This is a genomic window from Pseudomonas carassii (assembly GCF_036324045.1).
Lineage (GTDB): Bacteria > Pseudomonadota > Gammaproteobacteria > Pseudomonadales > Pseudomonadaceae > Aquipseudomonas > Aquipseudomonas peradeniyensis.
The window spans coordinates 29,138-53,468 of record NZ_JAZDCT010000027.1 but is presented as its reverse complement, the minus strand read 5'-3'; the positions used below and the strand labels follow the sequence as shown (position 1 = coordinate 53,468).

The 24,331-nt window shown below is 60.4% G+C and carries 18 protein-coding genes and 1 pseudogene; 11 read left to right on the top strand and 8 right to left on the bottom strand.

Annotation, left to right across the window (positions count from 1 at the left end; all coding sequences use genetic code 11):
• Positions 1-42: 42 nt before the first annotated feature.
• A complete protein-coding gene (locus V0R62_RS19065; RefSeq protein ID WP_330104835.1) occupies positions 43-339 on the bottom strand; it encodes a DUF3077 domain-containing protein in 297 nt (98 codons plus the stop codon).
• 366 nt (positions 340-705) lie between these two features.
• Positions 706-5,859: a RecQ family ATP-dependent DNA helicase gene (locus V0R62_RS19060; protein WP_330104834.1), complete on the bottom strand. Its 5,154-nt coding sequence runs from the start codon at positions 5,857-5,859 to the stop codon at positions 706-708.
• A gap of 162 nt (positions 5,860-6,021) precedes the next feature.
• Here V0R62_RS19060 and V0R62_RS19055 point away from each other — a divergent pair, with 162 nt between their 5' ends.
• From V0R62_RS19055 to V0R62_RS19010, 10 genes are all read left to right on the top strand, one after another.
• The gene (locus tag V0R62_RS19055; RefSeq protein ID WP_330104833.1) at positions 6,022-6,927 is read left to right on the top strand and encodes an AraC family transcriptional regulator; all 906 of its coding nucleotides are present in this window, start codon (positions 6,022-6,024) and stop codon (positions 6,925-6,927) included.
• A 264-nt stretch (positions 6,928-7,191) separates the two neighbouring features.
• Positions 7,192-8,502 carry an ABC transporter substrate-binding protein gene (locus V0R62_RS19050; RefSeq protein WP_330104832.1) on the top strand — a complete coding sequence of 437 codons (1,311 nt, stop codon included), beginning with the start codon at positions 7,192-7,194 and terminating at the stop codon, positions 8,500-8,502.
• A 70-nt stretch (positions 8,503-8,572) separates the two neighbouring features.
• Positions 8,573-9,496, top strand: a complete 924-nt coding sequence (locus V0R62_RS19045) for a carbohydrate ABC transporter permease (protein ID WP_011533228.1) — start codon at positions 8,573-8,575, stop codon at positions 9,494-9,496.
• A 10-nt stretch (positions 9,497-9,506) separates the two neighbouring features.
• Positions 9,507-10,340 (top strand): carbohydrate ABC transporter permease, encoded by an 834-nt coding sequence (locus V0R62_RS19040; RefSeq protein WP_028692024.1) that lies wholly within the window; start codon positions 9,507-9,509, stop codon positions 10,338-10,340.
• A 168-nt stretch (positions 10,341-10,508) separates the two neighbouring features.
• Positions 10,509-11,621, top strand: a complete 1,113-nt coding sequence (locus V0R62_RS19035; protein ID WP_330104831.1) for an ABC transporter ATP-binding protein — start codon at positions 10,509-10,511, stop codon at positions 11,619-11,621.
• 10 nt (positions 11,622-11,631) lie between these two features.
• Positions 11,632-13,107, top strand: coding sequence for a mannitol dehydrogenase family protein (locus V0R62_RS19030; protein WP_330104830.1), 1,476 nt, complete (start codon positions 11,632-11,634; stop codon positions 13,105-13,107).
• 16 nt (positions 13,108-13,123) lie between these two features.
• Positions 13,124-14,614 (top strand): xylulokinase, encoded by a 1,491-nt coding sequence (xylB, locus tag V0R62_RS19025; protein WP_330104829.1) that lies wholly within the window; start codon positions 13,124-13,126, stop codon positions 14,612-14,614.
• A gap of 41 nt (positions 14,615-14,655) precedes the next feature.
• Positions 14,656-15,615: a carbohydrate kinase family protein gene (locus V0R62_RS19020; RefSeq protein ID WP_330104828.1), complete on the top strand. Its 960-nt coding sequence runs from the start codon at positions 14,656-14,658 to the stop codon at positions 15,613-15,615.
• Positions 15,616-15,826: 211 nt separating this feature from the next.
• Entirely contained in the window at positions 15,827-16,390 is a 564-nt protein-coding gene (locus V0R62_RS19015; RefSeq protein WP_330104827.1) for a hypothetical protein, read from the top strand.
• Positions 16,387-16,776, top strand: coding sequence for a hypothetical protein (locus tag V0R62_RS19010; protein ID WP_330104826.1), 390 nt, complete (start codon positions 16,387-16,389; stop codon positions 16,774-16,776). Before V0R62_RS19015 ends, V0R62_RS19010 begins: the two co-directional genes overlap by 4 nt.
• Before the next feature lie 109 nt (positions 16,777-16,885).
• On the opposite strand, the gene V0R62_RS19005 is transcribed toward V0R62_RS19010, so the two are convergent.
• Both V0R62_RS19005 and V0R62_RS19000 read right to left on the bottom strand, forming a co-directional pair.
• Positions 16,886-17,194 (bottom strand): DUF3077 domain-containing protein, encoded by a 309-nt coding sequence (locus V0R62_RS19005; protein ID WP_330104825.1) that lies wholly within the window; start codon positions 17,192-17,194, stop codon positions 16,886-16,888.
• A 76-nt stretch (positions 17,195-17,270) separates the two neighbouring features.
• Positions 17,271-17,507, bottom strand: coding sequence for a hypothetical protein (locus tag V0R62_RS19000; protein ID WP_069017822.1), 237 nt, complete (start codon positions 17,505-17,507; stop codon positions 17,271-17,273).
• A 358-nt stretch (positions 17,508-17,865) separates the two neighbouring features.
• Here V0R62_RS19000 and V0R62_RS18995 point away from each other — a divergent pair, with 358 nt between their 5' ends.
• On the top strand, positions 17,866-19,077 hold the full coding sequence (locus V0R62_RS18995; protein WP_330104824.1) for an HNH endonuclease: 1,212 nt from the start codon (positions 17,866-17,868) through the stop codon (positions 19,075-19,077).
• Positions 19,078-19,462: 385 nt separating this feature from the next.
• On the opposite strand, the pseudogene V0R62_RS18990 reads toward V0R62_RS18995, so the two are convergent.
• From V0R62_RS18990 to V0R62_RS18975, 4 genes and pseudogenes are all read right to left on the bottom strand, one after another.
• A pseudogene (locus tag V0R62_RS18990) lies at positions 19,463-20,003 on the bottom strand (transposase); the annotation flags it as partial.
• 91 nt (positions 20,004-20,094) lie between these two features.
• The gene (locus V0R62_RS18985) at positions 20,095-20,853 is read right to left on the bottom strand and encodes a hypothetical protein (protein WP_330104823.1); all 759 of its coding nucleotides are present in this window, start codon (positions 20,851-20,853) and stop codon (positions 20,095-20,097) included.
• A gap of 5 nt (positions 20,854-20,858) precedes the next feature.
• Entirely contained in the window at positions 20,859-21,950 is a 1,092-nt protein-coding gene (locus tag V0R62_RS18980; protein ID WP_330104822.1) for a hypothetical protein, read from the bottom strand.
• A 20-nt stretch (positions 21,951-21,970) separates the two neighbouring features.
• A complete protein-coding gene (locus V0R62_RS18975) occupies positions 21,971-24,331 on the bottom strand; it encodes a sensor histidine kinase (RefSeq protein WP_330104821.1) in 2,361 nt (786 codons plus the stop codon).

The window sequence follows — 24,331 nt, the reverse complement described above, 5'->3', positions numbered from 1 at the left end:
CTTTCGATTGCTCGAAAGCGGCCCTTGCCGTTACGCCGACATTCAACTGTCGCCTTGCTCCTGCCTCACCGGCAACTGCCCATCGATCATCGCCTTGGCCATGCCGCTGAGGTAATACGTCGCCCGCATCAGCGTCTGTGCCTCCTTGGGCTGGCTCAGCGCCTGGTAGGTCAGCCCGGTGATGCAGCCCAGGATGATCGTTGTTTCCTGCAGCACGTCCTCGGTCGGCAACCCCGGGATCGCCTGCACCCAGTCGCGCACCGAGTATCGCTTGGTGCGGCCGACCAGGCTGACGATCTTGAGGTCGCCAGTGCCCTTTGCGTGTTCGTCCTTGTCCATGACCTTGCCCCCCTGGAAAAAGAAAGAGCCCGTCGCGGTTCATCCTCCGGAACCGCCAGACCAGACCGCGCGATCCCTGCGCAGTAAGCTGCCCAGTGGTCCGGCCTGTTCCGACGGGTGAAGCGCGACGAGCAGGCCGAGACTAAAGCCAGCGCCAATCCGCTACAACGGGCTACCGGAGGGAAAAGGTGCCTTTAGGAAAAGGACTACATAAACAACGGAAGAATGGCTGTAGGACCTACATAAATCACCAGGATCATTGCCAGCAGACGCCTCATGCATCAGCAGGCTCATTCCACCGACCACACCGGGGCTGGCCTGCCAGCAGCCCCGGGTCGCCTCGATCCCCCCTGTGGCATGCCCGCACTAACCAGGCATGCCACAGATACGCGGCACCACGACTTCCCAACGCTGGCAGGGGTACTTGTCCCAGTGCTCCTCGCTGCCTTCCTCCCGGTAGCGCACGACGATATCGGCCACTTCACATCGCTCGACCGAGAATCCCGGCGCGAAGGACTTGGCGGTTCGTCCGACCACCTGCCCCCACTGATTGAGGATCAGGTAGCTCTCACCCTGAGGCCTCAGTGTCAGTGGTGCGCCAGGGCGCAAGTCACGCACCCGCGCATGGATGTCGTCACCTTCGGCGTGACGCCCCACATGGCCAAGATTGACATCCTTCAGGCTCAGTTGCTGGTAGCGCCTGTCGAGGAGCGGGTCGTGACATCCCGCGAAAACCTGACGCGGGATGCTCGAGGGCAGGCACCCACTGAAGAGGTTGTCCACAGTGAACTCGCACAAGGTCAGGGTCTGCTCGGCACGGGTCATGCCGACGTAGTACAAGCGACGCTCCTCTTCGAGCGTCTCCTGCTTGTCGACCCAGCCCCCGTCCAACAGCACCACATGGCGGAACTCCAGGCCCTTGGCCGAATGCGCGGTTCCCAGATACAGGCCGTTGCCCGCCTGCCGGCGCATCTCGCGCACATAGTCGTACAGGCTCTGGCTGATCGTCGCAGGCTTCACCTGGAATTCACCGAACTCGACCCGCAGCTCTTCGAAGGCCGCCTCGAAAAAGGCCGTCGAATACTCATCGAGCAGAGTCCGCACCCGCTGCCACGCCTGATCGACGGCCAGGGGCTCGGCCAGTTGCGCGAGGCAGTCAATCACCGCCACGAAGTCGCGCTGGCGGGTGGGCGGCAGACCACTGTCCTTGTCCGACGCCAGGTGATACGGCACGCCGTTGTGCTCGCACCAGGCCTGGACTGCCAGCAGGTATCGGTGATTGCGAGCGAGTACCGCGCAGCCCTGCCAAACACCGTTCTCGAGCGCCAGCAGACGTTGCAGCTCCTGCAGCGCGGCCTGGGCCTGGCGGTTGCCGAACGGCCGATCGGCCGGATCGACGCTCAGGCGCAACACCTGGCCACGGCGCTGAGGATCCAGGGCCTGCCACTCGCCACCCGGCGGGTCGTCCCGACGCCGCGCGTCGATCGAAATGGGATTGCCGAGCTTCAGTCGCTGGCCGTTGAGGCCGATCAGGTGGTTGGCCGCCGCGATGATGCAGGCACTGGAGCGGTAGTTCTCCACGAGGAAGGCTTCCTGGGCCTCGTAGTCTTTGCGGAATGCCTCGATATAGCGGTTGTTGGTATCGCGAAACGCGTAGATGTTCTGGTCATCGTCGCCCACGGCCATGATGCAGGGCTTGGCGTCATCGGGCGAACCCCGGTCGGCCAGGGCACTGACCAGCCGGTACTGCAGTTCGTCGATGTCCTGATACTCGTCCACCAGGATATGCCGGTAGCCGCGCAGCAGCATCGCACGCAGATTGGCGCGGGCATCGTCGAGTTCTTCCTGGGTCACCTCTTCTTCATCATCGGCGTTCACCACCAGCGAACCTTCAAGCAGTCTCACCGCGTCCTGCATCAGATTGCCCAGCGTGGTTTCATCCACCTCGTCGCCGCGCTGGAAGCGCGTACCCGTCAGGCGCATGGCCAGGCTGTGGTAGGTCATCACGCTGACCCCATAGGCATCGGCACCCACCAGTGCCAGCAGGCGTTTGCGGATCTCGTTGGCGGCATGGCGGTTGAAGGTCAGCGCGACGATGGCGCTGGCAGGCACCCGGCGCACCCGCAACAGGTAGGCGATACGGTGCACGATGACCCGTGTCTTGCCCGAACCGGGCCCGGCAAGCACCAGTCTGTTGCTATCCAGATCGTCGGTGACGATACCGCGCTGGGTATCGCTCAGGTCCTCGACGATCATCCGCCACGACGCCTCGCTGGTGGAATACTTGAGCACCGACTCGCGACCGGCGAAATAGTCCTTGAGGAAATCCGCCTTGTTCGCCGTGAAGTAGTCGTCGACCAGCTGGTAGGCAGCCCTCGGCTCCTGCAGCCAGCACTCGGCATACTCGCGCATCACATGCACCTGGATACGCTTTTCGCGGTAATGCTCGTCGAGGCCCTGGTAGTCGTCCTTGAGGAAGCGACCACGCTGCGGATCGGCCTTGATGGTCATGGCCCGGCGCATCACGGTCATGCCGTGGTTGAGGCTGAATACCTCCTGGCGGTGCAGGAACAACAGCACCCGCTCGACATACCTGTCGCGCTTGTCCGCGACCCGGTCGCGCAGTTCCAGATCCTGCTCGATCAGCCCGACCAGTTCACCGAAGGTGGCTTCGGCCAACTGGTTCTTGCCCCGTTTGGGCAGTTTTCGGACCAGGTGGCTCAACAGCTTCGTGGCGATGATGCCGCGCGTCTCACTGACGGCCTTCAGGCCGGCCCAACCTTCGTCATGCTGGAATCGTACCTTGATGTACTCGTGGCTGAGCTGGCGCAGGTCGAAACTGTTGTTGCGCCGCCCGGCAATCGCATCACGATCCGGCGACAGCCCGCGCAGCAGGCGCAACACATGCAGGGGCAGCAGGTTGGTGCGCCCGAGGCGGGTCTTGAGCACCGAGGTCAGCGCCGTCACGTTGATGTCCTGCCATCCCGCGCCCGGCGCATCGGGCGCTTGCTCGGCCAGGGTCTCCAGCAGCGCCCGCTCGAGCTCCAGCAGCTGCTGCAGCAGCTGCGGCGAGGCATCGGCCTGGCCATAGCTGAGCACCGCCGTGAACTGGGTGTCGCTCACCAGCAACTCGCGCTTTTCCAGGTCCTTGAGCACATGGCCGACCTCCTGGGGTTCCAGGCTGGTGAGGTCCACCAGTTTCTGGATATCGACACGCTCCGCAGGACTGGCCTTGCGCAGGTAGCCCAGGATGGCCAGGTACTCCGCCTGGCGGCGTTCCGTCAGCTCCGATGCGCCCAGCGCGCGCTTGGCCTCCTCAAGCGGCACATCCACCTTGGAGGCGAAGATCTGCGTGTGGTTCTCTTCTCGCGTCAGGTAGCCGCCACGTTCTAGCCAGGCGACCGCCGTGACCACCTTGGTTTCGGCATCCTGGACATCGGCGTCGAACGAGGTCTGCACGCTGTCGTCCATGAGGATTTCGCCCGCCGTGATCACCAGCTTGCCGCCACCCCGGCGCTTCGACTCGCCGTTGAGTTTCTTCTGGATCTGCTGGATATCCCGCAGGCTCAGGCAGGCACGCTCGCACAGGCCGAACTGGGTCTCGATGTCCTGCGGGTCGTACAGCAACACGCAGTGCGCCGGCAGCTGGTCACGCCCTGCCCGGCCGGCCTCCTGCAGGTAGTTCTCCAGCGAGCCGGGAATGTCGGCATGCACCACCAGGCGGATATCCTCCTTGTCCACCCCCATGCCGAAGGCATTGGTGGCGACGATGGTCTGGATCTCGCCGTTCTTGTATAGCCCCTGGACTTCGAGCTTGTCCGCCGCATCCATCCCGGCATGGAAGTGTCGGCAATTGAGTCCCTGATGCGCCAGAAACTCCGCCAGGTGTTCCGCCGCCTTGCGGCTGGCCACGAACACCACCGCCGCGCCCGCCTGCTCCTCAAGGTACTCCTCTAGCAGGCGATGCACCCGCGACGCCTTTTCGCCGCGATCGCAGCGCATCACTTCAAAGGTCAGGTTGGTGCGTTCGTGGCTGCCGAGGAACTCAGCGAACTTAACCCGCAGTACGCTCTTGAAGTGACTGCGGATATCCGCCAGCACCTCCGGCTTGGCCGTGGCCGTAAAGCAGCCGATGGGCGCCGGTTTGCGCGCACCGTGGTACTGAGCGATATAGCGCACGGCATAGTGGTAGTCGGGGCGGAAGTCGTTGCCCCACTTGGACAGGCAGTGGGCTTCGTCGAAGACCCAGCCGCCCACCTCGCGTTGCTCGATGGCGCTGCAGAAAGCCCTGTTGCGAAACTGCTCCGGCGACACCAGCAGTATGCCGATGTCCCCCAGGCGGATCTTCTCCAGCACATCCGTGCGTTCGGGCATGTTGAGCAAGCCGTTGAACGCCGCCGCGCAATGCACGCCCTTCTTCAACAGGCCGTCGACCTGGTCCTTCATCAGCGATTGCAACGGCGAGACAATCACCGTGAGGCTGCCATTGCGGTGGTAGCGATTGAGCGCCGGAATCTGGTAGGTCAGCGACTTGCCGCCACCGGTGGCCAGCACCGCCAGCACATGCTGGCCACGCATGCCGGCCAGGGTGATGTCATGCTGCAGCGGCTTGCCCGACGCCTCCAGGCGAAAATCCGGATAGTTGAAATAACGCCTGAGTTCATGACGCGGGTCATGGGTGGTGAGGCAGTATTGGCAATCGTCGCGGCCACAAGGCACATCGCGCAATTCACGGATCAGCGCGCCGACCTTGGGGAACTGGTGTCGCACCCAGGGCGCCAGCACCGAGTTGCCCCCGGACACCCGCAACCAGGCCAGCACATAGGCCATTGGCAGGTGCATGTCGGGATCGTGCAGGTCTTCGGCCAGCAGCTTGTCCAGGCGCGTTCGGCACACCTTCAGGTCACGATTGGCCTGGGCGTCGCTCTCCTTCATCTGCTGGGCGATCAGCGGCCCGATTTCTTCCAGCGTCACCGACTCCCGGCCAGTCAGGGCCTTGAACAGGCCGCCGGCATCCGCCGCCGCCGTGGGCGCCAGCAGCGCCTGGTAGCAGAGCAACTCAGCGGGCTCGGTTTGCTGCAGTTGGGCAAAGGCCTGACGCTGATCGTTGAACAAGGTGAGGGTGAGGCGGCAATCGGCCAGCGGCGAGTTGAGTGTGTCGCGCACCAGCTTGTAGTCCTTCACCAGCCGGTGGTAGGGGTTGCGCGGAAAGGCCAGTGGCGACAGACGCAAGGTGTCGATGTTCGGCAGGCCGTGCAACAGCATGTTCGACGCCTGCTGGCGCAGGATGCGCAGGTCGTGGGCAATCAGGTTGTGGCCCAGCAGGTAGTCGGCGCCTTCGGCAAGGTCATCGACCTTGGCCAGCACCTGGGCCAGGTCCTTGTTCACATCGCATTCGAGCTCGCTGTCCGGGTTCTTGCGCAGCGCACCGACCTTGAAGATCTCCTCCGGCTTGCCCGACCTGGCGGGCCTGACTTCAAGGTCGACGACGAGACTTTTATCCTGGGTAAACGAAAACATTCCTACGCAATCCTTGCCCGAATATTACAGAGGAGCCAGATTACAGGCTAAAGGCCATCAGCAGAACCCTGGGCCTGCCTTGACGCGGGCACGGGCCCCTCTGCCCCGCTCGACCACTTCAGGCTACGATGACATCTCGCCCCATCAGGCCCAGCCACCGCCATGCCCAGAACCAGCAAAGTCACCGACCCGTCCTACGAGTTGATGGACGACCACGAAGGCGCCTCGCTGATCTACCGCCAGCACGGCTTCCCCAGCCCGCTGGTGCGCTGGCATTTCCACAAGGAATACGAGCTGCACCTGATCGTCGCCAGCGCCGGCAAGGTGTTCATCGGCGACTACATCGGCAACTTCGCCCCCGACACGCTGTTCCTCACCGGCCCCAACCTGCCGCACAACTGGATCAGCCAGGTCGGCCCCGACGAGGTGGTGGGCAAGCGCGACATGCTGGTCAACTTCACCGACGAGGTGCTTGAAGACGGCAGCCAGGTGTTCTCCGAGCTCACCCAGCTCGCCCCACTGCTGGCCCGGGCACGCTACGGCATCGAGTTCCGCGACCCGGCGCTGATCCGCGAGAGCCGCCACCTGCTGCAACGCATCGCCGACAGCCGCGGCATGACCCGCCTGGGATACTTTTTTATCCTCATGGAGCAGCTGGCCGCCTGTGAGGACTACCAGCTGCTGTCCACCGTCACCTCCTCGCAGCTGGCCGACGAGCACAACGTCGAGCGCATCAACCGGGCGGTGGACTACATCTTCCAGCACTACGCCCAGGACCTGAGCCAGAACGAGGTGGCCGAGCATCTGGGGATGACGCCCACCTACTTCTCGCGGTTTTTCAAGCAGGCCGCCGGGCGTGGCTTTGTCGAGTTCGTCAACCGGCTGCGGGTGAGCAAGTCGTGCGAGCTGCTGGCCAAGGGCGAGCTGCCGGTGACCGAGGTGTGCTTCGAGTCGGGGTTCAGCAACCTGTCGAACTTCAACCGGCGTTTTTTGCAGCTCAAGGGGATGACGCCCTCCGACTACCGCAGCCTGGTGACGCAGCGGCTGACCGAGCAGAACCGGGGCTGAACGTCGTACGCAATCTCCTGTAGGAGCGGCCTTGTGTCGCGAAAGGGGCGCGCAGCGGCCCCAGGGTTTCGGCGTTAACGCATCAATCGCCGGGGCCGCTGCGCAGCCCTTTCGCGGCACAAGGCCGCTCCTACAGGGGGCGTGCATACAGCAAAAAAGTATCAGTCCAGGTGCAGGCGAGGCTTTGTCGGCGTCGTCGCACAACGGTGTAATCGGCAGCGAGCGACACAAAAACAATAACGTCTTCCCCGAGGGAGTTCACCGATGAACGACTCGATCAAGGCCTGCCTGGCCGCCGCCTGCCTCAGCCTGCCGCTGCACGTCCAGGCCGCCGAGACCCTGACCATCGCCACGGTCAACAACAACGACATGATCCGCATGCAGCGCCTGGCCAAGGTGTTCGAGCAGCAGCACCCGGACATCCAGCTCAAATGGGTGGTGCTCGAAGAGAACGTGCTGCGCCAGCGCCTGACCACCGACATCGCCACCCAGGGCGGCCAGTTCGACGTGCTGACCATCGGCATGTACGAAGCCGCGCTGTGGGGCGCCAAGGGCTGGCTGGCACCGATGACCGACCTGCCCGCCGACTACAACCTCGAGGATGTATTCCCCTCGGTGCGCAACGGCCTCTCGGCCAACGGCACGCTGTACGCCCTGCCCTTCTACGCCGAAGCCTCGATCACCTACTACCGCAAGGACCTGTTCGAAAAAGCCGGGCTGAGCATGCCCGAGCAACCCACCTGGACCCAGCTCGGCGAGTTCGCCGCCAAACTCAACCATCCCGACCAGGGCCAGTACGGCATCTGCCTGCGCGGCAAGGCCGGCTGGGGCGAGAACATGGCGCTGATCGGCACGGTGGCCAACGCCTTCGGCGCGCGCTGGTTCGATGAGCAATGGAAACCCGAGTTCAGCGGCAGCGAGTGGAAGAACGCGCTGAATTTCTATGTGACCACCCTCAAGCAATACGGCCCGCCCGGCGCCTCCAGCAACGGCTTCAACGAAAACCTCGCGCTGTTCAACAGTGGCAAGTGCGCGATGTGGGTCGATGCCAGCGTCGCCGGCTCGTTCGTCACCGACAAGACCCAGAGCAAGGTCGCCGACCAGGTTGGCTTCACCTTCGCGCCCAAGGAAGTCACCGACAAGGGCGCCACCTGGCTCTACTCATGGGCACTGGCGATCCCCACCAGTTCCAAGGCCAAGGAAGCCGCCAGGACCTTCGCCACCTGGGCCACCTCCGAGGCCTACGGCAAGCTGGTGGCCGAGCAGGAAGGCGTGGCCAACGTGCCACCGGGCACCCGTGCCTCGACCTACAGCGATGCGTACCTGGCCGCCGCGCCGTTCGCCAAGGTGACCCTGGAATCGCTCAAGCGCGTCGACCCCAACCACCCCACCCTCAAGCCCGTGCCCTACGTCGGCATCCAGCTGGTGACCATCCCCGAGTTCCAGGCCATCGGTACCCAGGTCGGCAAGCTGTTTTCCGCCGCGCTGACCGGGCAGATGAAAGTGGACCAAGTGCTGGCCTCGGCCCAGCAGTCCACCGAACGCGAGATGAAGCGCGCCGGCTACCCCAAGTAGCTCGCACCGCCGTAGACCGCGCCGTCCTCCGGCGCGGTAACCGCCCCTTTCCGATGCACACGGAGTCGCCATGAACACATCGGCCCTCGACACCCCGAGCCTCGCCACCGCGCGCCCCGGCAAACGCCGCGTCGGCCCCGGCTGGTTCCTGGTCAGCCCTTCGGTGGCGCTGCTGCTGTTGTGGATGATCGTGCCCCTGGGCATGACCCTGTATTTCTCGCTGATCCGCTACAACCTGCTGTACCCCGGTGAAAACCAGTTCGTGGGCCTTGAGAACTTCGCCTTCTTCGTCACCGACGCCGGCTTCATGCCCGGCGCCCTCAACACCCTGACCCTGGTCGGCAGCGTGCTGGCGATCAGCGTGGTGCTCGGTGTGCTGATCGCCGCGCTGCTGGAGGCCGGCGAGTTCTGGGGCCGCGGCGTGGTGCGGGTGCTGCTGATCTCGCCGTTCTTCATCATGCCCACGGTCAGCGCGCTGCTGTGGAAGAACCTGATCTTCCACCCGGTGTCGGGGATTCTCGCCGCCGTGTGGCGCCTGTTCGGCGCACAACCTGTGGACTGGCTGGCGCACTACCCGCTGCTGTCGATCATCCTGATCGTGTCGTGGCAGTGGCTGCCGTTCGCCATCCTGATCTTAATGACCGCCATGCAGTCGCTGGACCAGGAACAGAAGGAAGCCGCCCGCCTGGATGGCGCAGGCCCCTTGGCGATCTTCTGGCACCTGACCCTGCCGCACCTGGCCCGGCCGATCGCCGTGGTGGTGATGATCGAGACGATCTTTTTGCTCTCGGTGTTCGCCGAGATTTTCACCACCACCAGCGGCGGCCCGGGTTACGAGTCCACCAACCTCGCCTACCTGATCTACAACCAGGCGCTGCTGCAGTTCGACGTCGGCATGGCCTCGGCCGGTGGCCTGATCGCCGTGCTGATCGCCAATATCGCCGCCATCGTGCTGGTCCGCATGATCGGCAAGAACCTCACCGCGCGCAGCTGAGGAGCCCGCCATGCTGACACTCAAGCAAACCCGCACCCTGAAGAACGCGCTGCTCGGCCTGCTGTGCTGGGCCATCGCCCTGGTGATCTTCTTCCCGATTTTCTGGATGCTGCTGACCAGCTTCAAGACCGAGCTGGACGCCTTCGCCACGCCGCCGCAGTTCCTCTTTGCGCCGACGCTGGAGAACTACCTGCACATCAACGAGCGCAGCGACTACTTCGCCTACGCCTGGAACTCGGTGCTGATTTCGTTCTCGGCGACCCTGCTGTGCATGCTGATCGCGGTGCCGGCGGCCTACTCGATGGCCTTCTTCGAAACCCGCCACACCAAGCGCACGCTGCTGTGGATGCTGTCGACCAAGATGCTGCCACCGGTGGGCGTCTTGATGCCGATCTACCTGCTGGCCAAGCAGTTCGGCCTGCTGGATTCGCGCCTGGCGCTGATCATCGTCTACACCCTGATCAACCTGCCGATCGTGGTGTGGATGGTGTACACCTACTTCAAGGACATCCCCGTGGACATCCTCGAGGCCGCGCGGCTGGATGGCGCCGGCACCTGGCAGGAGATCGTCCGCGTGCTGCTGCCGATCGCCCGCGGCGGGCTGGCCTCGACCTTGCTGCTGTCGTTGATTTTGTGCTGGAACGAGGCGTTCTGGTCGCTGAACCTGACCTCGTCCGCCGCCGCGCCGTTGACGGCGCTGGTGGCTTCCTATTCGAGCCCTGAAGGGCTGTTCTGGGCCAAGCTCTCGGCCGTCTCGACCCTGGCCTGCGCGCCGATTCTGATCTTTGGCTGGATCAGCCAGAAGCAGCTGGTGCGTGGGCTTTCGTTTGGGGCGGTGAAATGAGCGTTTTCTTCAAGCCTGCTGGGGCTGCTTCGCAGCCCAATCGCGACACAAGGCCGCTCCTACAGGGGATCGCGGTTACCTGTAGGAGCGGCCTTGCGTCGCGAAAGGACCGCGAAGCGGTCCCGGCATTTCCGCATCCAACCCCGACTTTCGCCGAGGACACCCCCCATGGCTGACCTGAAAATCCGCAACCTGCACAAAGGCTTCGATGGCCACGCCATCATCAAGGGCATCGACCTGGACGTGCACGACCGCGAGTTCGTGGTGTTCGTCGGCCCCTCCGGCTGCGGCAAGTCCACCCTGCTGCGCCTGATCGCCGGCCTCGAGGAGGTCAGCAGCGGCAGCATCACCCTCGACGGCGCCGACATCACCGACACCGCCCCGGCCAAGCGCGACCTGGCCATGGTGTTCCAGACCTACGCCCTGTACCCGCACATGACCGTGCGCAAGAACCTGTCCTTCGCCCTGGACCTGGCCGGCGTCGGCAAGCAGGAAGTCACCGCCAAGGTCGACAACGCCGCGCGCATCCTCGAGCTGCAACCACTGCTCGAACGCAAACCCCGCCAGCTCTCCGGCGGCCAGCGCCAGCGGGTGGCGATCGGTCGGGCGATCGTGCGCAATCCGAAGATCTTCCTGTTCGACGAGCCACTGTCCAACCTCGATGCAGCCCTGCGCGTGCAGATGCGCCTGGAACTGGCGCGGCTGCACCAGGAGCTGGCGGCGACCATGATCTACGTGACCCACGACCAGGTCGAGGCGATGACTTTGGCCGACAAGGTGGTGGTGCTCAACGGCGGGCGCATCGAGCAGGTCGGCTCGCCGCTGGAGCTGTATCACCATCCGGCCAACCTGTTTGTCGCGGGGTTTCTGGGGACGCCGAAGATGGGCTTCCTGCGTGGGCACCTGAGCCGTAACCAGGGCAACCAGTGCGAGGTGGCGCTGGAGTGCGGCACCCGCATTGCCCTGCCGTTGTGCGCGGGGGAGCTGCATACCGGTAGCCAGGTGACACTGGGGATTCGTCCTGAGCATCTGAACATTGATCGCGCCGGACAAGGTACCCAAGGCTCATTGCAGGTGACTGCCGATGTGAGTGAGCGACTGGGCAGCGACAGCTATTGCCATATGCGCGCCGCCTCCGGGGAAATGCTTACCGTGCGAGTGCGCGGGGACTTCGCACCAGCCTTTGGCGAGGCGCTGGAACTGACCTTCGATCCCGCCCATTGCCACCTGTTCGACAGCAACGGCCAGGCCCTCGACAAACGCCTGCAACAAGCGGCCTAAGGACTCCAGGATGAAACTGAACCAGCACAACCTCGGCCAACTGCCGCCCACCGTCGCCCGCCCCAGCTACGACCGCGCCCAGCTACGCCAGGGCATCGTCCACATCGGCGTCGGCGGCTTCCACCGCGCCCACCAGGCCGCCTACACCGACGCCTTGATGAACTGCGGCGAAGGCCTCGACTGGGCCATCTGCGGCATCGGCTTGCGCAGCGAAGACCGCGCCATGCGCGACGCCCTGGCCGGCCAGGACCACCTCTACACCCTGTTCGAACTGGGCGACCAGCCCGACACCAAGGTACGCGTGATCGCCGCCATCAACGGCATGCTGCTGGCCGAGGGCGGCGCCGAACCGCTGCTGGCCAAACTGGCCGAACCCGGCATCCGCATCGTCTCGCTGACCATCACCGAAGGCGGCTACTGCATCGACGACAGCACCGGCGAGTTCCGCGCCGACCTGCCACAAATCCAGCACGACCTGGCCAACCCGCAATCCCCGCAAAGCGTGTTCGGCTACCTCTGCGAAGCCCTGCGCCGGCGCCGCGCCGCCGGCACCGGCCCGTTCACCGTGATGTCCTGCGACAACCTCCCGCACAACGGCGACGTCGCCCGCAAAGCCCTGCTGGCCTTCGCCCAGCGCCTCGACCCCGACCTGGCCGACTGGATCGCCAGCCACGTCAGCTTCCCCAACGCCATGGTCGACCGCATCACCCCGATGACCAGCCCCGCCCACCGCCAGCAACTGCGCGAGCGCCACGGCGTCGAGGATGCCTGGCCGGTGGTGTGCGAGCCGTTCTTGCAATGGGTGGTGGAAGATAACTTCGTCGCCGGTCGCCCGGCCTGGGAAAAGGTCGGGGTGCAGTTCACCCGCGACGTCACCCCCTATGAAGAAATGAAGATCAAGCTGCTCAACGGCAGCCACCTCGCCCTCACCTACCTGGGCTTCCTGCAGGGCTACCGCTTCGTCCACGAAACCCTCGCCGACCCGCTGCTGCGCCGCTACATGCACACCTTCATGGACCAGGACGTAACCCCGCAACTGGCCCCGGTGCCGGGTATTGATCTTGAGCGTTACAAGCAAAGCCTCAGCGAACGCTTCGCCAACCGCGCCATCGCCGACCAGCTGGAGCGCGTGTGCTCCGACGGCTCGTCGAAGTTCCCCAAGTTCATCGTACCCACCGCCAACCGCCTGATCGCCGACGGCAAGCCGCTGGAGCGCGTGGCCCTGGTGGTGGCTGCCTGGGCCCTGTACCTGCGCGGCGAAGACGAACACGGCACCCGCTACAGCATCCCCGACCCCCGCGCCGCCGATTGCCAGGCCCGGGTGGTGCAGCGCGACGGCCTGGCCGCCCGTGTGCTGGGCGACGAGGCGATCTTCGGCAGCGCCATCCCAGCGTCCAAGGCTTTCGTCAGCGCCTTTGAGCGCCTGTACGACAGCTTGCGCGAAGTCGGCGTGAGTGAAACCCTGCGCCAGGTCCTCGGCGACTGACACGGAGTGTTTCGAAATGGACGGATTGTTCCTCGGCATCGACTGCGGCACCCAGGGCACCAAGGCCCTGGTTCTGGACGCCGGCAGCGGCCAGGTGCTCGGCCTGGGCAGCGTTGCCCACGCGCCGCCCCAGGGCCGTGACGGCCGGCGCGAGCAGGATCCCGCCGACTGGCTGGATGCCTTGAGAGCGGCGGTGGCTGCTGCATTGTGTGACGCCGGTGTGGATGGCCACGCGATCCGCGCGCTGGCGGTATCCGGCCAGCAACACGGCCTGGTGATGCTCGACGCCCAGGGCCATGTGCTGCGCCCGGCCAAGCTCTGGTGCGACACCGAGAGCGCGCCCGAGAACCAGGCACTGCTCGATGCCCTCGGCGGCGCCCAGGGCTCGCTCGAACGCCTCGGGCTGGTGATCGCACCGGGCTATACCGTGTCCAAATTGCTGTGGACCAAGCGCCATCATCCCGAGCTGTACGCCCGCCTCGCCCATCTCCTGCTGCCCCACGACTACCTGAATTACTGGCTGACCGGTCGCGTCTGCACGGAGCCCGGCGACGCCTCCGGCACCGGCTACTACGATGTGCACAGGCGAACCTGGGCGCCCGATATCCTTCAGCACATCGAGCCGGGCGAGCGTCTTTTGGCGGCGCTGCCTGAGTTGGTCGCATCCGGCGATTGCATCGGCTCCCTGCGCGACCAAGCCGCCACTGCCCTCGACCTGAGCCCGCAGACCTGGGTGGCCACTGGCGGCGGCGACAACATGCTCGGCGCCATCGGCACCGGCAATATCGCCCCCGGCATGATCACCCTGAGCCTCGGCACCTCCGGCACCCTGGCCGCCCACGCCGACCAGCCCCACGTCAGCGCTCAGGGCGAAGTGGCGACCTTCTGCGCCTCCAGCGGCGGCTGGCTGCCATTGATCTGCACCATGAACCTCACCAGCGCCTGCGCCCTGGTGCGCGACCTGCTGGAGCTCGACCTCGAGCGTTTCACTGAGCTCGCCGCCCAAGCCCCGATCGGTGCCGACGGCCTGTTGATGCTGCCCTTCTTCGATGGCGAACGCGTGCCCGCGCTGCCCGAAGCCACGGCCAGCCTGCACGGCATGACCAGCGCCAATCTGACCCGCGCCAACCTCTGCCGCGCCGTGCTCGAAGGCACCTGCTTCAGCCTGCGTTACGGCCTCGACCTGCTACGTACCAGCGGCCTCCAAGGCAGCGAAATCCGCCTGGTCGGCGGCGCGGCAAAAAGCCCGCTGTGGCGCCAGATACTCGCCGACCTGCTCGACCTGCCAGTGGTATGCCCCCAACAGACCGAAGCCGCCGCCCTGGGCGCCGCGATCCAGGCCGCCTGGAGCCTCGGTCGCCAGCTGGGCCAGGGCGACAGCCTGGAAACCCTGTGCAAACGCTGCGTCGCCCTCGACGAAAGCACCCGAACCCTGCCCCGCCCGGCGCAACAGGCCGAGTACGAGGTCGTCTATCAACGCTACCGGGAGCAACTGCCTGCGCGCTGAGTGCGGGTATCCTTCCCTAATCTTTCGTTCTGGAGAACTGCATGTACCTGGTGTGTGGCGAGGCCCTGTTCGATGTGTTCAGCCTGGAAAACAGCACCCGCAGCAGCGAGCTGGGGTTTACCGCGATTGCCGGCGGATCGCCGTTCAACGTGGCCGTCGGCCTGCGCCGGTTGGGCGTGGCGTCGGCGTTGTTTGGTGGGGTGTCCAGCGACTACCTCGGTGCCCGGCTACGCCGGGTGCTGGAAGAGGAACGGGTGGACTGCCGCTACGTGGTAACCAGCGATGCACCGACCACCTTGGCCATGGTTGGGTTGGATGCCAATGGCTCGGCGCAGTATCAGTTTCGCGGTGAAGGGTGTGCGGATCGGCAGGTGACGCTGGCGCATCTGCCGGAGTTGGATGAGCGTGTGCGGGGAATCCATGTGGGCTCGTACACCCTGGTGGTGCAGCCCGTGGCCGATACGCTGATGGCGCTGGTGGAGCGCGAGCGGGACCGGCGGCTGATCAGCCTTGATCCGAATGTGCGGCTCAATCCGCAGCCGGATGTGGCGCTGTGGCGGCGGCAGGTGGAAGCGTTTGCTGGCCATGCGCATGTGATCAAGGCCAGTGAGGAAGACATCGCCTTGCTCTATCCAGGCCGGGAGACGCGTGATGTGGCGCGAGGCTGGCTGAACGATCGCTGCCGACTGGTTTTCATCACCCATGGCGCAGACGGAGCCAGCGTGCACTGCGCACATGGTTCATGGCAGCGCCCGGCGGATACGTCGTTGCCGGTAAGCGACACCGTCGGCGCCGGTGACACCTTCCAAGCCGCCGTGCTCGCCTACCTGGCTCGCCTAGGAGCAGACAGCCCGGCCGGCGTGGCGAAGCTCGCCCATGAAACCATCGATGCAATCCTCACCTACGCGATCCATGCCGCAGCAATCACCTGCTCCCGAAAAGGCCCGAACCTGCCCTTCGACCATGAGCTGCCAGCCAACCCATACGCCGCCCCCCTGTAGGAGCGGCCTTGCGTCGCGAAAGGACCGCAAAGCGGTCCCAGCGATTTCCGCTCAATCCACAATCCCGAATCCAACTGCCCACCATCAAAGACTCTGCCCACTGCCTCACCGCGCTACAAGCCCTTGGCCATTAGCACAACCGCCCTAATCGACCCTCCTCACCCAGCACTCGTATAGTCCCCTCTGGATTAAAAAAACAGGAAAGGACTCCATGGGCCACAAACTTCCACCCCTCTGCCAATGGCTGGCCATCCTGGCCCTCACCTGCAGCACCCCGGCCCTCGCCGCCCCCGCCTCGGGCGACTACTGGATCATCTACGGCAAAGGCGAACGCCTGCACAACGAGGTCTACGTCGCCGATGCCGCCGGCATCCTGCAAAAGCCCGGCGGCGTGCAATCGGCCCAGGTCATGCAGCTGTTCGAAGACCCGGCCTTCCCAACCCTCGCCGCCTACGAGGTGCAGGTCAAATGCAAACAGCGCCAGATCCGCCTGGACAGCGCCCGGGCGATACGTCGCTTCGACGGCGCCGTGCGCGATGTGAAAACCAACGCCAAAGACTGGACCGCACCAAAGGACTACTGGCTGCAGCGCACCTTCGCCTTCGTCTGCGCCCCCGACAACCGCGCACGCAACCAGATGCTGTCGATCGGCAAGATGCCGGCGGCGCAGATGGTCGCCACCATCCAGGCCATGTTCATCCAGTTAATCGGCGTCCAGGCCAACAGCCAGGCGGTGCAGGAGCTGGACGACATGCTGGCGAACACCCCACGATGAGCACGCGCCCTCTGCTGATCCTTGGCCTGTTGCTGCCTGCGCTGGCCGGCTGCATCCCGACCCTGCCGGAGCTGATGGCGGGCAACCAATGGCAAGGGCGCGACGCCAAGCAGGCCATCGACTTCTTCGGCCCGCCCATGCGCATGGAGCCGTTGCCCGACGGCGCTGGGGTGCAGTTGGGCTGGTACCGCGATACCACCTACGTGCAAAAGGAGGTGGTCGGCAGCACCGCCGAGATGCAAGGCAACGTGATGGTCCATACCAACTACTGGGACGACGTGGCCCATCCTGGCGGCTGCACGATCCTGATGTCGGTGAACAAGGCGCGGCAGATCAACGATTTTTCCACCAAGGGCCGCTGTATCGGCGTGAACCTGGCGCCGTAGCGGCTAGCCGAAACGCGGCAGTGAACTTGTTGGAGCGGGATCGTGGGAGCGGGCTTGCCCCGCGATAGCGTCCACCCAGGCACCCAGCCCCCAGCCAGATACCCTCCCCCTACTCAACCCCCCGCCCAACCATCAACCCATGATTCACATCCTGGGCCAACGCCTTGGCCATGCCACTGAGGTAATGCACCGCCGTCAGCAACGTAGGCAGATGATCCGTCTCCACCATCGCCAGATCACTGATCTTGTGCACCGCACACATCAACACGGTCGCCTGCTCCACCGCATGGTCCAGCGGATGCCCCGCCACCACGCGGAACAGCGGGTCTTGCACACTCACCTGCGCGCCTTCGCCGAAATGCCCGACGCCGGTGGTGGCGAGTTTCTTGATGCGCGGGATTTGCAATTCCTTATCCATACCATTCCTCCTGCGGCCCCGCGAACGGCGTGGGGCCTGATCGGTGAACATCAAGTGCGAGCCCAGGCTCGCCAGGTCAGTGCCGGGATTGCACGCGGCTCAGCGCCACTTCCACCAGGGTGCGGGCGCTGTCGATTTCGTGCATGGCGGCAAGGGTCAGTACCTGGCCTGGGGGTTTGGCGTGGAGCAGGACGGTCTGCTGGCTGACGGTCAGGGCGCAGACGAGGTATTCGGAGATCTGGACCAGGAGGTCTTCGAGGGTGTGGGTGGTGTATTTGTCGTGCTGGGGTGGATCGGGGACTATTTTCAGCATGGTAGAGCTCCTATTTTCAAATGGAGCTACCGTTCTCTGCTGTCAAACAGAAAGGTGGCAGCTGTACGCGGGTTGACAGACCGGGAAAATAGGAAACCGGCGCACCGAAGTGCCCCACGTACAGCCACCATAGACGGCCATGCACGCGCGTTACTATCTTCCCGGTCTGTCAAAACCGGTCGCTGAATTGGCAGCGACTTGGCGAGACTAGATGGGTGATGCAGCGGCTGCAACGGGCTGTAAGGGGGTAGAAGTATGTTTCGGAAACGGACTACAGAGAAGAGGGAAAATCCGATTTTATAGACCCTGGGCACGCCTGCTGCCACAACGAATATGTCCCTGAAACGCATACGAACTCTTGCGCGGACGCTACGATCGCAGTGGCGCTTTGCCAGTTTTTCTTGAACCGTTTGATCACTTTGGCGACGATGGGGAAATTTCCTACAAACATCGGCGACAAAGGGCAGCGCACGTGGCGATCAAAGCTGTATCGAAGGAACGTATTGATGAGGCTTTGCTGGAATTTGACCGCGATTTTAGAGGAAAACGAGAGTGGCTTGGTTGGGAGTCAACCCCTACCCACCGCTACGCGATTGCTGTAGGGGGTACATCGTATCCAGCAAAGAAAATAGTCTCCTTGGCTACCGGTATCGCAGTGGGCCAGTTCCCTGGCGGACACCTCACAAACCGCTATTTAAAAAAGCGTGGGTTTACCATTATCGAGCTGCAAAGCACTGGTTTAGAAGCAGTCCTGCAGTTCGAGCCTGGGGCCATTTACGATCGCGTGACTGAAATCAACGGACCATTCGGGGGTAGCCGGCAGAGCGGTATAGCGGCATCCGCCACCCACCCAGTGATTTTCTTGTTTACAGGTGATAGTGGCGAACAATACGGCTATGCCGACAGCTGGGACAACGGTGCGTTTCTCTACACCGGTGAAGGGAAGCGTGGGCCTATGAAATTGAACCGTGGCAACAGAGCTGTCGCTGAGCATGCTGAGACAGGTCGTGCGCTTCATCTGTTCAAGTCGCTTGGCAAAGGAAAAGGTAATCGCTACATAGGTGAGTTCTGCTGCGCCGACGTCTTTGAACGAACCCAGCCGGATGTTGATGCCGAGGATCGTACTGCTCTTGTATTCAGATTGGTACCTGTGGGCAGACCAGAGTTGAACATCGAAAATGAGTTGGAGGCAGAGGTTGAACTCGCAGATTCGTTAGCGGCTGCTCGGATAGCCGCACTGGCTGCCTGCAAGCCGGTAACGAATGCAATGGGCCAATCAGCACAACGCAAAATTTACCAGCGCAGCCGAAAGGTCGCTCACTACGTCCTCATGCGTGCCAAAGGCTTATGTGAAAGCTGTGCCAAGCCAGCGCCCTTTTTTAAGAGAGATGGAACTCCATACCTGGAGCCACATCATGTAAACCGGCTCTCAGACGGAGGCCTCGACCATCCCCGGTACGTAGGTGCTGTCTGTCCATCCTGCCATCGCGAGATCCACTCAGGTGTACACGGTGTGTCGCTCAACGAGCAGTTGAAGCAGCGACTTAAAGTAATTGAAGGCTGCATTTAACTTTTCAAAATTTCAGATCTAACATTACCTACACTACGACAAACCTGATCGACGGCGACATGTATTCAGCGTGTATAGCGCCATTAACAATGGCTACGGGAAGTTATTGACGATAAGACTTTGGACGCATTCTATTACGAAATAGCCCCACCGTACGCCTAGGGATATTTCGAACAAGTTTCCTCGCCCCGAAACAACCAATGTCTCGACGGCACAGGGCCTGTTTGTCAGCCACCAAACGCTTCAAAACCTGGGCTACACCCTGGTTCTTACGCGCTACGGGCACACCTATCCCTCGACGTTCAATAACTCATCCATAGATTCGACAGCGCAAATTGTATGGTCAGTTGCGCAGAGCTCTTGGCCAATCCGCAAAAGCGAGTCTTAAACCCGATTCAGCATCCGCGCCGATATGGGCTTTAATGCCGAAATAGTCCTGGTTGCCCTTGTTCGTTTGATACATCGATAGCCCTTGTCTTCCCTGTTCTTGGTCGAACTGGTCGTATGGATGATCGTGGCATCGACGATGGCGCCCTGAAGCAGCGGCAGCCCCTTGTCTCGCTGGTAGGCATTGATCGTTTCCAGAATGCCTGCCGCTTATTAGTGCTTCTCCAGCAAGTGCCAGAAATTCAGAATCGTCCCGTTCTCGGGGATCGGGACCGCTGTGCGTCAGCCGAGCCATCTGGAGCATCGAGGTGATCTCGTACAACGCTTCTTCCATTTCCGGACCACTCAGCGAAAACCAGTTCAGTAGCTAGGAAATACGCAGCATTGTTTTCAGTGGATAAGACTTACGACCGCCACCGTCCTAAGGATAGTGCGGCTCGACTGAGGCAACCAACCCGCTCCCTAGCACGACCTGCTCCATATCGCTCACGGCAGGCCTGTTTGCGCTTACCGGCGTACTCGAAATCGGAAAAGCTAATCTAACTCATGGGCAAAGCTTGTTGGGGTGGCTGGACGGACGGCTACTTCAGCACAGGTCTGGCAGCCTGTGCTGACTTGATCGGACAATCCCTAATGACAACTTTCTCCATACCAATGACCTGCGGCAAAAGGCCTATCAAGAGTGTGATTGACCCAACGTTGCTCCAATGTTTGAGACTGGCGCCCCACTCGAGCGCTATTTTTTGAGCTCATCACCGCTTTTAGAAGACTTTGAAATCCTATTTTTACTTCATTAGCGCTATCTTTTTCACAAAAATAGTCGGCAATAACCATGACCAAAACTGAAAGATAATCCATCTGAGGTGTAGGTATGCGCACATCTCGAATTGGCATCTGAACGTCTCTGACAATGTCTATATTCTCAGGGCGCATCCTAGCCAAATGCTGAACACGGTCGCGAAGTACCGCATCATCCCAACGTTTGCTTTTTCCAAACTGAACGTGAAACATGGGATGAAAAGCCGTCTGTTTTTCACCAGCCTCTATATCAAAGTGCATCGCCTCTAAAATTTTTAGAGTGAGACGCCCCATAGAAATTGAGCTTTCGTAGACCTCCAAATGTGCACTACCCTTATCAAACACCCCATCTTTAAAGTTAAACGAACCGGTCATTGCAATGGCTCGCTTAGCATTCCCTCTCGACGAAGCACGATAAGGCGCATTCCAAATAATCGCTGGTTTTGCAAACTCCAAAAAGGTCCCTTCATCACCTTTTTCGACCTGAATAAAATCTGGCCAAGAGACATTAGAAAGCTGCTGCTTGGAAATAACTATACCAGCAGCCCTATGAATATCGTCCACATGTCTTCTAAATAGTGAAAAGTTCATGAATTCTAAATTCCCGCTAACGGTCCGAGCTCGTCTAGTACATCTTCCTTAATTTTTGCCTCGCTGGCTCCAGATGGCACCCAGTCCGGATTCATCGCCGCCTCGTCACGCTTTATTGGATCTCCTGAAAGCATGCAAATATATGCTGGCGAGCCAAGATCATCCAAGTCGATTCTCTTGAGCTCTATATCTTTTAGGGCAGGATGGTTGCCAATATCACCATTGAGCTGAGTCAAAACATCAACCAACCCAGAACGCCAGTAGTACTTCTCAACGCCTTCAAACGGCCCCTTATACCGGGCTAACTCCATAACATTGCGCAAGGCGTCACCGCTGCCTAAGACCAATGGATGAACATTAAGGTGTGCGGCCGCCGCTTCCTCTTTAAGGATCGGACCAGGGAACGTAATGATATAGTTGAACAACCAATATCCTAGCTGTGTAGCATATCGCTGGATTTTAGATATCTGATGTGCCTCAACATCTGCTTCTGGCTTCGCAAAATAAACAAGGTTCTGCGCTGCGTAACCCAAAAACTCATAAGATTTATCAGGATCGCCGAGAACTACAGCCAACACATCCGTTGGGCTATGAGCCGACTCAAGCAAAGTTGAGTTATGCTCAAGGGCTTCATAAATAATTTTGAACCCTTTAATGAGTGCGATCAAGCGAGGTACCAGTTCATTTAGCCGATCACCACTAACAAGAGCCTTTGGGATCCAGATCGCAGATGCACCATCTCTGATTGTTCTCTGAAGCTGCGGTAGCTGGGCAAGTACGGAATCGGACCCCCCTTTCTGATACCTGCATACAGGCATTCCAAGCTCGCGCAAAGCTGACTTGTAGCTTGAGTGCGTCTGTAAATCCCGCTCACGAGATAGATCAGTATCAAGAAGTACCAAATCAATACAATACTCCGCAATCTTGTCTTTAAGGTGCCTTGCTAATTGTTCTTCGACAGATTCTTGAGCGCCTCGCTCCAGGTTGGTCAAACCAACCTCATTTGGAGATAGAAAAGTTAACTCAGTCGCCTCCGCAAGCGCCTTAAACTTTTCGATTATGTCAGCCTGGTCTTCGATAATCAAAACTTTAAACATGAACTATGCCTTTCAGCCAATTAAACTATCGGAAAAGTGACTTTGAAAGCGGTAACAAAACCAAGGGGAGCTTTTTTCATAAGCTCGACTTTCCCCCCAACCCCTTCTACCACACGTTTAACAACAGCCAACCCCAGCCCTAAACCCGAAGTTAATGGATTCTCGTCATCCACATTTTCATTAGTTGAAAAAAGAGGATCCCAAATTCGAGTTTGCAAATAATCTGGGATTCCAATGCCGTTATCCGCACAAACAAAGACGTGCTTGGTATCATCTTCAAGCGCATACACTTTTATTTTACGATCATCACCACTTACTCTTGCAACCAACGCTTTCATGGCATTAGATACGAGATTGATGGCCACCCCGTGATACGCCGCCAAGGGAATAGCAGGACCAGGCAAACCCCGATCAACGTCTATATCGATCTCAATACCATGCTCATCTGCAAGCGACTTCAATGTCCTAATCGCAACATTGAGCTGAGCTCTCGCTTTGAAGGGGCTAATTTTCGCGTTGCGTGAGGCGCCCACATACAACTTCATATACTGCGCCTGCTCCGAAAGCACCATTTCATTTCTCGAGATTAATTCAGCATCATCGGAAAGCTCAGGGTGTTGTTTGGCAAGCCTTGTGACAACGCTGCCGATGTTCTGGATACTTTGAAGTGTTTTGTCAAACTCGTGCGTCATAAAGCCCGCCATGACACCCATCATCGACATAAGCTCCAAGGACATCTGTACACTCTTGTCGTACTTCTCCGCAATAGTGTACTGCTGCTCAACCTCACGTAACTGCCGAAGCATTAACTGCTTGTGGTCGTAATTGATTTCAGATGAAGCGCTAATTTGTGCGATCGCAGAGGCTAGGCCCGATCGAGCCTCTTCTCGAGCGACTTCTTCCTCAAATTCCTCATTTTGTAGACGCAAAGCTCTATCGTGATGCGCCAAAGCTTCAACAGTGAATCGAATTAGATGCCACAACAACCTGAAGGCGCCATTTTCTCGAAGTTGCTCTCGATCCATATTGGGATGGAGCCAATTATCATCATGTGCACCAGCAGGAACCTTCTGCGTTGCAACATGGACTCGACCTATTACCTGCGATAGTCTCGGGAGAGCGAGCATTGGATTGAGCTTCGCCGACCGTTTAGCCGCAGGATCCATGGGATAGAATTGCGGAGTGAAAATAGACTGCCAATTTCGCTCGTTTGAGGCCTTAGAAGCTTCAATGGCCAGCCAGTCGCTATTCTCGTCTGCGTACGCTGGCATCGCAAATCCATTGTCAACCACCGCGATACCCGAATTCTCCTTAACCCAAGCCATTGCCTTTTTCCCGTTAACGGGGAGCCCCGAAAACGTGCCTTGGCGGTTAGGGAAGAAGCGTAGGTCAATAAAAACGGGACTGTTTAAGGAGCTGGCCAGCGGTAAGTGATCGATCATGGAGAGCTCAGTAGGCACACCCCACTCGTCCTTATCCCCGATATGAGTCGCGAATGAACTTGCTCGATAAGGCTTGCTCAATCGATTAAGATTGAAGGTCTTCTTATCAATAGGTCTGACTTCGTCTTTCCAAAAGATCCGAAAGTCCACTGCCCCTTCCGCGCTCACACTCACTCGAGCTCGAGCGACATACCTATCCAAAATCGATTCAGCAAGGTTCTCAAGCTGAGAATGTTCAGCTACATATTCAGGAAACTCCACTCCAAAACCAGGGTCAGTTTCGGCCGGTACCTGGCCGGTACCAAAATCGGGTTGCTCCAACCCCCCGTCGGCTTTAACTAGCCTAAGCACATCGGTTCGAACTTTTGAGACTGGTAGGTCCGCAATATTTTCTCGAAGAGACTGAATAGACAAAGTCATACCTGTCGATGCACCTCGTGGTGCAGGTACAACTCGATATTCTATTTCGATGTCTGCCACATCGGCTCTTTTCGATATTTCGACCCAGTCAAATGTGGCCGTTAAAGTTTTCAACTGCCGGTCGTCTGGATCTCGCGCAGTGGTTTCAACTATCAGCACAGCGCCAAGAAAACGGGCCGAAAATCTCCCAACACCTTTAGAACCCGCCATGGTTCGTTGGTACTTTCGAGAAGTTCGGCGCTTCGCCTTATTGGAGCTACTGACTACCATCCAGTTATTGAGAAACTCGTGCTCGGTCAGACCATGCCCATCGTCGGTAACGATAATTTCTTGATCAGTAACCTGAACTGTGCAGTCAGTAGCATCGGCGTCGTAGCTATTTTTAATTAATTCAGCCAAAGCGATTTCAGGTTTACTAACCAATCGCTCACCAAGCTCTTCGAACAATGCTGCACTGACGTGAAAATGTGCGTGCTTGACGCCTTTCTGGTCATCCCTTGCCATGATAGTCGCGCTCAT